The 13324-nt window shown below is 70.7% G+C and carries 10 protein-coding genes and 1 pseudogene; 3 read left to right on the forward strand and 8 right to left on the reverse strand.

From position 1 onward, the window contains the following. Positions 1-8 precede the first annotated feature (8 nt). The 3 genes from gatA to B1L11_RS02700 all read right to left on the reverse strand — a co-directional run bounded on the left by gatA (position 9) and on the right by B1L11_RS02700 (position 4015). On the reverse strand, positions 9-1499 hold the full coding sequence (gene gatA / locus B1L11_RS02690) for an Asp-tRNA(Asn)/Glu-tRNA(Gln) amidotransferase subunit GatA (protein ID WP_079312821.1): 1491 nt from the start codon (positions 1497-1499) through the stop codon (positions 9-11). After that, complete coding sequence (gatC, locus tag B1L11_RS02695; RefSeq protein WP_030506108.1) at positions 1496-1795, reverse strand: Asp-tRNA(Asn)/Glu-tRNA(Gln) amidotransferase subunit GatC; 300 nt, start codon at positions 1793-1795, stop codon at positions 1496-1498. The genes gatA and gatC overlap by 4 nt, the downstream gene beginning before the upstream one ends. 150 nt (positions 1796-1945) lie before the next feature. Then, the gene (locus tag B1L11_RS02700; RefSeq protein WP_079312905.1) at positions 1946-4015 is read right to left on the reverse strand and encodes a bifunctional diguanylate cyclase/phosphodiesterase; all 2070 of its coding nucleotides are present in this window, start codon (positions 4013-4015) and stop codon (positions 1946-1948) included. A gap of 362 nt (positions 4016-4377) precedes the next feature. Between B1L11_RS02700 and B1L11_RS53690 the strand changes: the two are divergent. After that, a pseudogene (locus tag B1L11_RS53690) lies at positions 4378-5212 on the forward strand (glycoside hydrolase family 6 protein); the annotation flags it as partial. A gap of 95 nt (positions 5213-5307) precedes the next feature. Here the strand turns inward: B1L11_RS53690 and B1L11_RS54455 are convergent. Then, positions 5308-5475 (reverse strand): hypothetical protein, encoded by a 168-nt coding sequence (locus tag B1L11_RS54455; RefSeq protein ID WP_372974641.1) that lies wholly within the window; start codon positions 5473-5475, stop codon positions 5308-5310. Positions 5476-5548: 73 nt separating this feature from the next. Here B1L11_RS54455 and B1L11_RS53695 point away from each other — a divergent pair, with 73 nt between their 5' ends. Next, positions 5549-5788 carry a cellulose binding domain-containing protein gene (locus B1L11_RS53695; RefSeq protein WP_306291589.1) on the forward strand — a complete coding sequence of 80 codons (240 nt, stop codon included), beginning with the start codon at positions 5549-5551 and terminating at the stop codon, positions 5786-5788. Positions 5789-5963: 175 nt separating this feature from the next. After that, positions 5964-7397, forward strand: coding sequence for an ATP-binding protein (locus B1L11_RS02710; RefSeq protein WP_079312823.1), 1434 nt, complete (start codon positions 5964-5966; stop codon positions 7395-7397). 156 nt (positions 7398-7553) lie between these two features. Here B1L11_RS02710 and ligA read toward each other — a convergent pair whose 3' ends face one another. The 4 genes from ligA to B1L11_RS02730 all read right to left on the reverse strand — a co-directional run bounded on the left by ligA (position 7554) and on the right by B1L11_RS02730 (position 13180). Beyond that, positions 7554-9776, reverse strand: coding sequence for an NAD-dependent DNA ligase LigA (gene ligA / locus B1L11_RS02715; RefSeq protein WP_079312907.1), 2223 nt, complete (start codon positions 9774-9776; stop codon positions 7554-7556). A 389-nt stretch (positions 9777-10165) separates the two neighbouring features. Continuing rightward, positions 10166-10627: a hypothetical protein gene (locus B1L11_RS02720; RefSeq protein WP_079312825.1), complete on the reverse strand. Its 462-nt coding sequence runs from the start codon at positions 10625-10627 to the stop codon at positions 10166-10168. A gap of 130 nt (positions 10628-10757) precedes the next feature. Beyond that, positions 10758-11741, reverse strand: coding sequence for an asparaginase (locus tag B1L11_RS02725; protein ID WP_079312827.1), 984 nt, complete (start codon positions 11739-11741; stop codon positions 10758-10760). Beyond that, positions 11738-13180 carry a cytosine permease gene (locus B1L11_RS02730; RefSeq protein WP_079312829.1) on the reverse strand — a complete coding sequence of 481 codons (1443 nt, stop codon included), beginning with the start codon at positions 13178-13180 and terminating at the stop codon, positions 11738-11740. The genes B1L11_RS02725 and B1L11_RS02730 overlap by 4 nt, the downstream gene beginning before the upstream one ends. Positions 13181-13324: the final 144 nt, after the last annotated feature.

A 13324-nucleotide genomic window follows, 5' to 3' on the forward strand; every position in this document is an offset into this window, starting at 1 on the left:
CTCGGCGACTAGAGCGCGGGCGCGCGGGACAGCAGCGGGCCGCCCCACCGGCTCTCGAAGGCCTTCTCCACGGCGGCGCCGACCCGGTAGCAGCGGTCGTCGGCCAGGACCGGGGCCATGACCTGCAGTCCGACCGGCAGTCCGTCCTCGTCGGCCAGGCCGCACGGCACCGAGATCGCCGCGTTGCCGGCCAGGTTGGTCGGGATCGTGCACAGGTCGGCGAGGTACATCGCCATCGGGTCGTCGGCCCGCTCCCCGATCGGGAACGCGGTGGTCGGCGTGGTCGGCGAGACCAGCACGTCCACCTGCTGGAAGGCCGCCTCGAAGTCGCGCATGATCAGCGTGCGGACCTTCTGGGCCTGCCCGTAGTAGGCGTCGTAGTAGCCGGACGACAGGGCGTACGTGCCGAGCATGATGCGCCGCTTGACCTCGGGCCCGAAGCCGGCCGCCCGGGTCAGGGCCATGACCTCCTCGGCGCTGCGGGTGCCGTCGTCGCCGACGCGCAGGCCGTACCGCATGGCGTCGAAGCGAGCCAGGTTGGACGAGCACTCCGACGGCGCGATCAGGTAGTACGCGGGCAGCGCGTACGTGAAGGTCGGGCAGGAGACCTCGACGACCTTGGCCCCGAGCGACTCCAGCAGTTCGACGGCCTCGTTGAACCGGGCGAGGACGCCGGGCTGGTAGCCCTCCCCGCCGAACTCCTTGACCACGCCGACCCGCATGCCCGCCACGTCGGCGTGCCGCGCGGCCTCGACGACCTGCGGGACCGGCGCGTCGATCGAGGTCGAGTCGAGCGGGTCGTGGCCCGAGAACGCCTCGTGCAGCAGCGCCGCGTCCAGCACGTTGCGGGCGAACGGACCGGGCGTGTCGAGCGAGGACGCGAACGCGATCAGCCCGTAGCGGGACGAGCCGCCGTACGTCGGCTTCATGCCGACGATGCCGGTCACCGCCGCGGGCTGCCGGATCGAGCCGCCGGTGTCGGTGCCGGTGGACAGCGGGGCCTCGTAGGCGGACACCGCGGCCGACGAACCGCCGGAAGAACCGCCGGGGATCCGGGACAGGTCCCAGGGGTTGTGCGTCGGGCCGTACGCCGAGTTCTCCGTGGACGACCCCATGGCGAACTCGTCCAGGTTGGTCTTGCCGAGGATCACCAGGCCGGCCTCGCGCAGGCGGCGGGTCACGGTCGCGTCGTACGGCGGGTGCCAGCCTTCGAGGATCTTCGAGCCGGCGGTCGTCGGCATGCCGGACGTGGTGAACACGTCCTTGTGCGCGATCGGCACCCCGGCGAGCGGCCCGAGGGTCTCACCGGCGGCGATGCGCTCGTCGACCGCGCGGGCCTGCGCCAGCGCGGACTCCGCGTCCACGTGCAGGAAGGCGTTGACCCGGCCGTCGACCTCGGCGATCCGGTCGAGGTGGGCCTGGGCGACCTCGACGGCGGTGACCTCGCGGGAGGCGACCAGCGCGCCGAGCTCGGCGGCGGTCTTGCGAATCAAGCTCATTCTTCCTCCCCGAGGATCCGCGGCACGCGGAAGCGGTCGTCCTCCACGGCGGGCGCGCCGGACAGGGCGCCCTCGGGCGTGAGGCCGGGCCGTACGTCGTCGGGCCGGAACACGTTGGTCAGCGGAAGCGCGTGCGAGGACGGCGGGATGTCGTCGGCCGCCACCTCCGCGACGCGGGCGACGGCGCCGACGATCTGGTCGAGCTGGGCGGCGAAGTGGTCGAGCTCGTCGTCGGCCAGTGCCAGCCGGGACAGCCGGGCGAGGTGAGCGACCTCATCGCGGGTTATGGCGGACATGAGTCGTCGAACCCGTTTCATGATGGAGATTGGACCTACCCATCCTAGGGCTCGACACCGAGCGCGGCCGACCCGACGACGCCGCGTCACATGCTCTTAATGCGGCGCCCGCGTCGTGGCCCGTTCGGTGCGGGGGCTCGGTGTTGGGGCTCAGTGCGGCGCGAGACGGGCGCCGCCGCCCTCGCGGTCCCGGAAGGCGGCGCTGAGCCGGCCGCGCAACCAGGTGGTCGCCTCGCTCGCGGGCATGGGCTTGGCCAGCCACCACCCCTGGCCCGCGTGGCAGCCCATCTCCCGCAGCAGCGTCGCGACCTCCGGTGACTCGACCCCCTCGGCGACCGACCTCAGCCCGAGGGACCGTACGAGGTCGATGATCGAGCGGACGATCCGCTCGTCGTCCGGCGACTCCCCGAGCCGCCGTACGAACGACGCGTCGATCTTGACCTCGGAGACCGGGAGCCGCTGGAGCCGGACCAGGGAGGAGTAGCCGGTGCCGAAGTCGTCCAGGGCCAACTGGATGCCGAGGCCGGCCAGGGTGCGGATGGCCTCGGCACTGTAGGCCTGATCGGTCATGAGGATGCGCTCGGTGACCTCCAGCCGGATGGCCTCGGGAGGCAGGTCCAGCTTCTCCAGCCCGGACTCCAGTTGCTCGGGCAGGCCCGTATCCAGCAGATCGCGGGCCGACACGTTGACCGAGACCGGCACATCGATGCCCGCGTGCCACCACCGGGCCGCCTGCCGCAGCGCGTGGCCGATGACGTGCTGGGTGAGCTCGCGCATCAGGTACGACTGCTCGGCCAGCGGGATGAACTCGGCGGGCGAGATCGGCCCGCGCACCGGGTGCCACCAGCGCAGCAGCGCCTCGATGCTCTCGACCCTGCCGTCCTCCAGGCTCACCTTGGGCTGATAGTGGAGCTCCAGCTCGTCGGCGTCGATCGCCCGGCGCAGGTCGCCGAGCAGGCTCAGCCGTTCCGGCGAGTTGCGGTCCTTGCCCGGCAGGTAGAACTCGACACCGGTGCGGCCCTCCTTGGCCAGGTACATCGCCACGTCGGAACGTTGCATGAGCAGCTCGAAGTCGGGCGCGTGGTCGGGGTAGAGCGCGATGCCGATCGACGCGTCGAGGTCGAAGGTCATGCCCTCGAGGCGTACCGGCTCGGTCAGTGCGACCCGCAGCCGCGAGGCGACCTCCTTGGCCGCGTGGGCGTCCCTGATCGACGGCAGCAGCACCGCGAACTCGTCCCCGCCGAGGCGGGCCACCACGTCGCCGGGCCGCACGCTGTGGGTGAGCCGGTGGGCCACGATCTGCAGCAGCCGGTCGCCGACAGGATGGCCGAGCGTGTCGTTGACCTCCTTGAAGCGGTCGAGATCGAGCAGCAGCAGCCCCACCCGCTCGTGCTCGCGCGCCTCGGCGAGAGCCTCCTCGGTGCGCAGGATGAGCATCTTGCGGTTCGGCAGGCCGGTGAGCCCGTCGTGGGTCGCCTGGTGGTCGCGGCGCAACGAGAGCGTCGCGGTGAAGTAGACCGCGGTCAGCGGCGCGACGAACAACGGCACTAGGGCCGTGGAGTGCGCCATGACGACCACGACCAGCGGCGCGAGGCCGAGCAGCGCCCCGTAGACGAGGGCCTGCGGGCCGATCGACGCCTTCATCACCCGGGCCAGCGGCCGGCGCTCGTGCAGCGCCACCGCCTGGCAGACCAGGATCGCGCGGACCGCGAAGTACGCCGCCGCGGCCAGCGCGATGGCGGGGATGTCCCCGCCGTCGGGCGTCCAGGGCGCGCGGGGCGCCGGATGCGCGCCGAACGCGGCGAAGGCCGCCGCGGCCGCCGTGCAGGCCAGGGTCACCTGCGCGAGGTTGAACAGCACCCGGTGCCAGGCTCTGCGGTGCACCAGCCCGCTGACCACCACGGCGACCGCCTGCATCAGCACCGCCGTGGGCAGGCCCTGGTACATCAGCACGGCGAAGGTGAACATCGTGGAGGTCGGCGTGCCCCCGACCAGCGTCGAGGAGCTGAACATGACCGGGCGCAGCTCGCCCAGCACCACCAGGACGGTCAGCATCCAGAACAGCGGAGTGCGGGCCACCTCGCTCAGCTCGCCGAAGCCGAGCCGTACCTGCGTGATCACCAGCGCGGTGACGCCGACGGCGGTGACCGCCGTCAGGTAGGCCCACAGGGGCGAGCCAGGGCGCGGTCCGGTGTCCCGGGTGTCGACGGGCGTGGACATTTCGCCCAGGTCGACGGCGGGCAGGAGGACGCGTGGCACCCCGGCAAGCGGCATAAGACCGCGTGAAAGCGTCATCGGTAAGAAACCCCCCAAGAGGTCACTATGGGAGGGTACGGCCTCTGGGCCACTTCGCGAAACCGCTTGGGCACACTGCGTCACCATGATTTCTGGAGATATCACGGTCTGACCGGACTTGCGGTGAAAGTTTCAAGTGCCCCACAGGTCCGATCCCCCGCCCGCCTGCGCCGATTAGGTTGGCCGTCCAGACAAACCCCAGGCGACCCTTCTTGGACCCGCCATCGGCTCCCTACCATCCGATAGACCTGTGGGAGCGCTCCCACATTACCGGACGGAGTATTTCCATGTCTCGCAGATTGACGGCGGCTGTGCTCACAGCGGTCGCCACGGCCGCGGTGGGAGCGTCCGTGCTCACCTCCTCCGCCGCACAGGCCGCCGACTCCGCCTTCTACGTGGATCCGACGACCAACGCCGCCAAGTGGGTGGCCGCCAACCCCGGCGACAGCAAGGCCCCGGTGATCAGGGACCGCATCGCCGCCGTCCCGCAGGGCCGGTGGTTCGCCAGCTACAACCCCTCGACCGTTCGCAGCCAGGTCGACGCCTACGTCGGCGCCGCCGCCTCCGCCGGCAAGATCCCGATCGTGGTGGTGTACGAGATGCCGAACCGCGACTGCGGCGGCGCGAGCGCGGGCGGCGCCCCCGACCACCGCGTCGTACCGCGCCTGGATCGACCAGGTCGCCGCGGGTCTCGGCGGGCGGCCCGCCTACATCATCCTGGAGCCCGACGCCCTGTCGATCATGCCGAACTGCATGAACTCGTCGCAGCAGGCCGAGGTCCAGGCCTCCATGGCGTACGCCGGAAAGAAGTTCAAGGCCACCTCCCCGAACGTCAAGGTCTTCTTCGACGCGGGTCACGACGCCTGGGTGAGCGCCTCCGACATGGCCAACCGGCTGCGGGGGGCCGACATCGCCAACAGCGCGGACGGCATCTCGCTCAACGTCTCCAACTACCGGTTCACCTCGGGCCTGGTCTCGTACGCCAAGAGCGTCCTGTCGGCCGTCGGCGCGCCGAATCTGAAGGCCGTGATCGACACCAGCCGCAACGGCAACGGCCCGGCGGGCAGCGAGTGGTGCGACCCGGCCGGCCGCGCCACCGGCACCTGGAGCACCACGAACACCGGCGACTCGGCGATCGCGGCGTACCTGTGGGTCAAGCCTCCGGGCGAGTCCGACGGCTGCATCGCCCCCGCAGGACAGTTCGTGCCGCAGCGGGCCTACGACCTGGCGATTGCCGCCCCATACACCCCCTCGCCGTCCCCGTCGCCGTCCCCGACCCGGTCCCCGTCGCCCTCGCCGTCGCCGTCCCCCTCGGCTTCTCCGTCGCCGTCTCCGTCGGCCTCGCCCTCCGCGTCGCCGTCTCCGTCTCCGTCGCCGACCTTCACCGGCGACCGGGGCTGTACGGCGGTCTACAAGGTCGTCAGCTCGTGGCAGGGCGGCTTCCAGGGTGAGGTCACCGTGACCAGCGCGGGCACCTCGGCGATCAACAACTGGACCGTGAAGTGGACGATGCCCGGCGGGCAGTCCATCAGCCAGTCGTGGAACGCCAACCTGACCGGCAGCACCGGCAGCATCACGGCCTCGAACCTGAGCTGGAACGGCAACATCGCTCCCGGCGGAAGCGCCACGTTCGGCTTCCTCGGCAGCTCCAGCGGGGCCCCGTCCACCCCGTCCCCCCTGGTCTGCACCACCTCCTGACCCTCACCGCATAATCCAGGCGTGCCGTACGGCTCCCCAGCCGTACGGCACGCCTTTTGTTGAATGAGGAGGGCGCGGTCTCGGCCTCTTTGAAAGCCCGCTGCCAGGACTGCAGGATGCACAATGTAAGATCGCATCTACGTTAGATTGATTCTACGTATGATCGAGGCGACTAATGGAGTTCAAGGGGAGAGCCGCCGATCTCGAGCTACTCAATCGGCAGTTGCGGCAGGTGGCGCAGGGGTCAAGCGGCACTCGCGGGCGCGCTGTGATCATGACCGGTCGGCGTCGGGTGGGAAAATCGCGACTGGTTCAGGAGTTCTGCGACCGCGCCGGCGTGCCGTACGTGGTCTTCCAGGCCACCAGGGGCCGCAACCCAGCGGCAGAGCGCTCCGACTTCGTCGCCATGCTTGGACAGTCCGCCCTACCGGGGGCCGAGTTGATCGCCGGGGTACAGGCCGGAGACTGGAACCAGGCACTACGCGCGCTGGCCGTGGCCGTGCCCGACCAGGCACCCAGCGTCGCGGTGATCGACGAGGTGCCGTGGCTGGTGGAGCAGGACCACGAATTCGAGGGGGCATTGCAGACGATCTGGGATCGGCACCTGTCCGCCAAGCCGGTGCTGCTCATCCTGGTCGGCAGCGACCTGTCGGTGATGGAGGCGCTGCAGTCCTATGGCCGCCCCTTCTTCGGTCGCGCCGCGAAGATGACCGTCCAGCCTCTCCACCCTGCGGATGTGGCCGTCATGACCGGACTGGACGCCGCCGACGCCATCGACGCCTTCCTGATCACCGGCGGTTTTCCCGAGGTGGTCCAGGCGTGGCAGCCCGGCATGAACCGCGTCGATTACCTGCGGGAATCGTTGGCCAATCCGCTGTCCGCGCTGCTGATGGCCGGCGAGCTGTCGTTGCTCGGCGAGTTTCCCGAGACCTCCCACTCGCGTGCGGTCCTGTCGGCGGTGGGCAGCGGGGAGCGCACGTTCTCCGCCATCGCGACCGAAGCGGGTGGCGCCACCCCCCTGGCCTCCGGCACGCTTTCCCCGCTGCTGTCCACTCTCATCGACAAACGGGTGCTGGCCGTAGACACCCCGCTGTCGACCAAGCCGGACACGAAGAACAAGCGTTATCGCATCGCCGATCCGTATCTGCGATTCTGGCTCGCCTTCCTCGACCGTGGCATTCCGCTGGTCGAACGCGGCCGGGGCGAACGTGTCCTGGCTGCCATCGAACGCTCCTGGACCTCCTGGCGTGGCCGCGCTGTCGAGCCCGTCGTCCGTGAGGCACTGCTGCGGCTGTTGCCCGACGACCGATGGCCCGAGACCGAGGCCATCGGCGGATGGTGGAACCGCCGGAACAACCCCGAGATCGACCTCGTCGGGGCGGACCGTGAGCCGGTCGCGCGGCGCGTGCACTTCCTCGGCTCGATCAAGTGGCTGGAGAACGGGTCCTTCGGCCGCCATGAGTACGAGAGCCTGGTGCGCGACATGCTCGCCGTCCCCGGCGCCGACCCCACGACTCCGCTGGTGGCCGTTTCCCGCTCCGGTGTCGATGACGCCCTGCCGCTCGCCGCGCATTGGGGCCCCGAAGACCTGCTGGCCGCCTGGCCGTGACAGCGGCGGTTCGCTCATCGCTCGACTGGATTCGTCTCCCGATGGCGCTGATCCGCCTCACGGTCGTCGCGATCCCGCCCGCACCGGGGCTGCGCCCTGATCCGCCGGCGCCGCCCCAGCCCGCTCTCATCGCCTCAGCAGCTCCGAGGCAGGTCGTCACTCCTCGGGGGTGACGGCGACGGCGCGGGCGGCGTCGGGGCCCTTGTCGAGGAGGACGTGGAAGCCTTCCTCGTCGAGGATCGGGACGCCGGCCTTGACCGCCTTGTCGTACTTCGAACCGGGGTTGTCCCCCACCACCAGGAAGCTCGTCTTCTTCGACACCGACGAGGTGACCTTGCCGCCCCTGGCGCCGATGGCCTCGGCGGCCTCGTCACGGCTGAAGTCGGTCAGCGTCCCGGTGACGACGAAGGTGAGTCCCTCCAGCGGACGCGGCCCCTCGTCGGCGGGCGACTCGTCGGCCATCCGGACCCCGGCGGCCCGCCACCTCTCGATGATCTCCCGGTGCCAGTCGACCGCGAACCATTCCTTGATGGTCGCGGCTACCCTCGGGCCGATGCCCTCCACCGCCGCCAGCTCCTCCTCGGACGCGTTGGCGATGGCGTCGATCGAGCGGAACTCCGCGGCCAGCGCGCGGGCCGTGGGCGGCCCGATGTGCCGGATCGTCAGCGCTACGAGCACCCGCCACAGCGGCTGGTCCTTCTTCTCCTTCAACTGCTGGAGGATCAGCTCGGCGTTCTTGCTCGGCTCACCCGAGATGTTGGCGAAGAAGGAGACGACCTTCGGCTCGCCGGTCTCCGGATCGATCTTCGGCAGGCCGGTGTCGGGGTCGCGGACCACCGACCTGATCGGCAGCAGCTTCTCGATGGTCAGGTCGAACAGGTCGGCTTCCGTGCGGACCGGCGGCTCCTGCGGCGGCAGCGGCTGGGTCAGCGCGGTCGCCGCGACGTAGCCAAGACCGTCGATGTCGAACGCGTTGCGGCCGGCCGCGAAGTAGATGCGCTCACGCAGTTGCGCGGGGCAGGAGCGGGCGTTCGGGCAGCGCAGGTCGGCGTCGCCCTCCCGCTCGTAGGCCAGTTCTGTGCCGCACTCGGGGCAGTGCGTGGGCATGACGAACTCCCGCTCGCCGCCCTGCCGCAGGTCCACCACCGGACCGACGATCTCGGGGATGACGTCGCCCGCCTTGCGCAGCACCACGGTGTCGCCGATGAGCACGCCCTTGCGCGCGACCTCCGAGGCGTTGTGCAGCGTCGCGCGCTCCACGGTGGACCCGGCCACCACCACCGGCTTCATCACGCCGAACGGCGTGACCCGGCCCGTCCTGCCCACTCCGACCTGGATGTCGAGGAGCTTGGTGGTGACCTCCTCAGGCGGGTATTTGAACGCGATGGCCCAGCGCGGCGCCCGGCTGGTCGAACCGAGCTGCCGTTGCACCGGAATCCGGTCGACCTTGACCACCACGCCGTCGATCTCGTACTCCGGGTCGTGGCGATGGTCGTTGTAGTAGGAGATGAACTCGCGGATCTCGTCGAGGCTCTCGACCACCTTGTAGCGGTCGCTGACCGGGAGTCCGAAGTCACGCAGCCGCTCGTAGACGGCCGACTGGGTGGCGGGCAGCGGGCCGCCGCCCTCCCACTTGCCGACGCCGTGGACGATCATCCGTAGCGGCCGCTGCGCGGTGACGCGCGGGTCCTTCTGCCGCAGCGAACCGGCGGCCGAGTTGCGCGGGTTCGCGAACGGCGGCTTGCCCGCGTCCATGAGCTGCTCGTTGAGCTTCTTGAAGCCCTCGACCGGCAGGAAGACCTCGCCGCGCACCTCCAGCAGGTCGGGCACGTCGTCCCCGTTGAGCCGATGCGGCACGTCGCCGAGCGTGCGGATGTTGGGGGTGATGTCGTCGCCGGTGCGCCCGTCGCCGCGGGTCGCGCCCCGCACCAGGCGGCCCTTCTCGTACACGAGTGCCACGGCCAGGCCGTCGATCTTCAGCTCGCACAGGTAGGGCCCGGGGTCGGCCTCGATCAGCCGCTCGGCCCTGGCCTGCCAGCCGGCGAGGTCGGCGTCGTTGAAGGCGTTGTCGAGGCTCTCCAGGCGCTGGAGATGGGTGACGGGGGCGAACTCCGTGGAGATCGGCGCCCCCACCTTCTGGGTGGGCGAGTCCGGCGTGCGCAGGTCGGGATGCGCCTCCTCCAGCGCGAGGATCTCCCGCATCCAGCCGTCGTACTCGGCGTCGCTCACCGTGGGCGAGTCGAGCACGTAGTAGCGCCAGTTGGCGTTCTCGATCAGCTCCGCGAGCTCGGCGTGCCGTTCCCGCGCCTCGGCCGGTGCGCTCTGTGCTTCTCCGCCGGTGCTCCCGGTGCTCCCGGTGGTCTCTGCGGCACCCGTCACGCTCTCGACCTCGCTCGCGGCCTCCGCGTGCCCGGCGGCCTCATCCGCGAGCTCGGTGCCGTCGAGCTCAGTGCCATCGAGCCCGGCGCCGTCGAGCCCGTCAGTCCGGTCAGCCCTGTCGGTCACGTCGCCCGTCTCCCCTCGTCAGACACCCAGGGCAACCGTATCTCCGGCGACCGACAGTTCGCGAAGGACGGGGCGGGAGCCGCACCGAGGACGTGGGCGACTCCCGCCGGACCGCTCCGGCGAGAGAGCCGCTCCAGACCGCGCGGCCCCTCGTTTCAGGAGCGATCGAGAATTACGGTAGACCGCTTGCAGCCCACTTTCATTCCTTTTTGTCCGGGTGTACTCGGGCCGGTCGCCGTGGATGGAGAGAGACCGGCCGAGGGTCAACCTCCCTGGGTCCAGACCCGTTCCCAGCGAGAGCACTTGCCTGTGATCCGGGTCGCGCCGCCCCGGCAGACCATGGCCTTGGCCAGCAGCATGTACCCGGCGTTCACCGTGAACGTTCGCGGAGTGGACTGGGAGCAGTTGCGGTAGGTCGCCGTGCGGTACTTCCCGCGGTCGGTGAGCCACTTGATCTTCACCCACGAACAGGTCCTGGCCCCGCCCGCGTCGTAGAGGTCGCCGACGATGCGCAGGCCCGACGAGCCCGACCGGACGTACCCGTTCGCCCAGCCCTTGGTGTCGGTGGACGCCGTCGGCCCCCATTCCCAGGTCTCCGCCGCGGACACGGACGACGCCGCCGACGACCCGGAGGCCGCGGCGGGCGCCGCGACAAGACCGGCGGCCAGAGCGGCGGACAGCCCGGCAGCGGCGAGAGGGAGCAGAAGGCGCGGGGCGCTTCGCATGGTCTTTCTCCTGAACGTCTGAACTTCCAGCACGTCAAGAGATACGTGACAAGGCTTGTGAATCACTTGGGGATGAGCTGGGAGGCCGCTTGGATCACCTCGCACACCCCTCGCGCGTGTGCTCGTCCGTTCAGACAGTGAGGTGTGGCCCGAGCCGGGCCAGCGCCTCGGCGGGCCCGGGCTCGGCCGCGAGGGCGGCGGCGAGCAGCAGCCGGGCCTTGGGCGCGGCGAGCGATCCGGCGAAGACGGCGCCCGCCTCCCGCAGGGTGGCTCCGCCTCCCGCCCCGTACACCGGTAGCGACGGACCGGCATGGCAGCGCGAGGTGACGAGCACGGGGATGCCCGCCGCGACGCACGCGCGGACCTCGCCGAGCAGGCCGGGGGTCGGGTTGCCCGCTCCCAGTGCCTCCAGGACGAGCCCGCGTGCGCCCGCCGCCCGGGAGGCGGCCACATGGACGCCGTCGGCGCCGAGGTAGGCGGGCACGATGTCCACCCGGGCCTCCAGGCCCCCGAGCTCCGCCAGGGTGAACCCGGGGAGACGTTCGGGCCTGGCGGCGATATGGACGCGCTCGCCGTGCACGCGGCCGACGGGACCGTAGCCGGGCGAGTCGAAGGCGTCGAGCGCCACCGTGTCGGCCTTGGTCGCGTGCCGTGCGGCGTGGACCCGTCCGGCCATGACGATGACGGCACCCAGCCCCCTGCCCGCGGTCGCGGCGGCGACCCGCAGGGCGTCCGCGAGGTTGCGCGGCCCGTCGCCGTCCGGCTCGCCCGCGTGCCGCTGCGCCCCGGTGAACACCACGGTCCGGCCGGCGCCCAGGAGCAGGTCCACGAAGAACGCGGTCTCCTCCATCGTGTCGGTGCCGTGGGTGACGACGACCCCGTCCACATCCGGGTCGGCGACCGCCGCGGCGACCCGTTCCGCGATCCGCAGCATGCCGTCCAGCGTGAGGTTGAAGCTGTGGACGAGCATCGCCTCGTCCACCTCGACGGTCACGGCCGGTCCTCCGGCCGCGCCGACCAGGTCGCGGCCGGAGACGGCCACGCTTACCGCGCCGCCGCCCGGCACGGAGGCGATCGTGCCTCCGGTGGTGATGACGCGGATCCGCGCGCTCATCGGGACAACGCCTCCTCCCGCTGCGGGGACGTACGGCCGGTCCTCGCCCGGGCGAGCAGGTAGTAGAGCCCGCCCGCGACGAGGCCGCCGGCGAGCCACGAGAAGTCGGTGTCGTTCAGCGCCCGGGCGATGGGGCCCTGGGTCGCGGGCACCATGCCGAACTGCCAGCTCCACGCCGCGAGCAGGCCCAGCCCGAGACTGATCAACGCGGGCCGGCCGGTCCCGCCGCCGGACAAGGCGTCGTCGCGGTAGAGGGAGAGCACATCGATCCGGCCACGGCGCAGGAGGAAGAAGTCGACCAGGACGATGCTCGCCCACGGGCTGATCCACACCAGGATCGAGACCATCCAGTTGTCGAAGGCGTGGGCGAAGCTGTCGGCCCGGACGAACACCGCGAGCACGACGGACGCCACGAGGCCCGCGACGAGGGTGAGCTTCCACCGTGCGATCCGGATGCCGACGGACAGGGCGGCGAGCGAGCAGGAGTAGAGGTTGAGGATGTTGGTGGCGACCGGCCCATGCATGATCAGCAGGAGCACGGGAATCGCCATCACCCCGAAGGTGCTCGTCACCAGGCCGGCGGGGTCCGCTCCGCTGCCCGAGGCGGCCAGGTACGCCCCGAGCGCGGCCAGCCACACGGTCGGCACGTACATGCCGAGCGCGGTTGACCAGAACACGGACCGGGCGGACGCACCGGCCCGGACGAAGCGGCTGTAGTCGGCGGAGTAGGGCAGCCAGGTGATCCCCCAGCCGACGCCGATCGCGGTGAGGAGCTGCGTGACCGCGGTGATCTTCGATTCCGGCGCCGCCGCGGCGGTCGTCCACTGCGGGTCGGCCTGGCTCACCGCGAGGACGGTCATGAGGGCCATGAGCGCCACGGTGGCCGGCACGGTGTACTTCTCGAAGGTGCGGATGGCGTAGAAGCCGTACAGCGCCAGGACGAGCTGGACGCCCATGATGACGGCGGCCACCAGATACTTCAGACCGGTGCCGCCCTGGATCCCCAGCTGCGCGAGGGTCGCCAGCACGAGGTCGAGCACGACCCAGGTGTTGACCCCGACCCAGCCCATGGTCAGCAGACCCTGGACGAGGCCCGGCACGATCGCCCCCCGGCGCCCGAAGGCCGCGCGACCGAGCACCATCTGGTTGACCCCGGTGCGATGTCCCATGACGTTGAACAGGCCGAACACGGCGCAGCCCACCAGGTTGCCCACGGCCACGACGACGATGGTCTCGATCAGGCTGAGGCCCAGGGTGACGCCGAGGGCGCCGAGGACCCAGTTGATAGGCGCGATGTTGGCGCCCGTCCAGATCCAGAACTGTTGCCACGGCGTGGAGTCGCGTGCCGAGGGGGAGATGGGCTCGATGCCGTGGGAGTCGAAGCGGACCGAGTCCGCCGAGCCGGAAGGAGAGGGGCCGGTAGGAGGGGGGTTGTGCATGGCTGCTCCTGATAGTGCTGGCGTCACACGCTGGTGTGACACCCACCACACAAGCAGGTGGGACAGAGGCCGGTAAGTGGACGAAGCTCTAGTAATCAACCCGACCACTGTGTACATTCACACGGTGTTCACGTTGCGGTCCCT

Source organism: Microbispora sp. GKU 823 (assembly GCF_002027145.1).
GTDB lineage: Bacteria > Actinomycetota > Actinomycetes > Streptosporangiales > Streptosporangiaceae > Microbispora > Microbispora siamensis.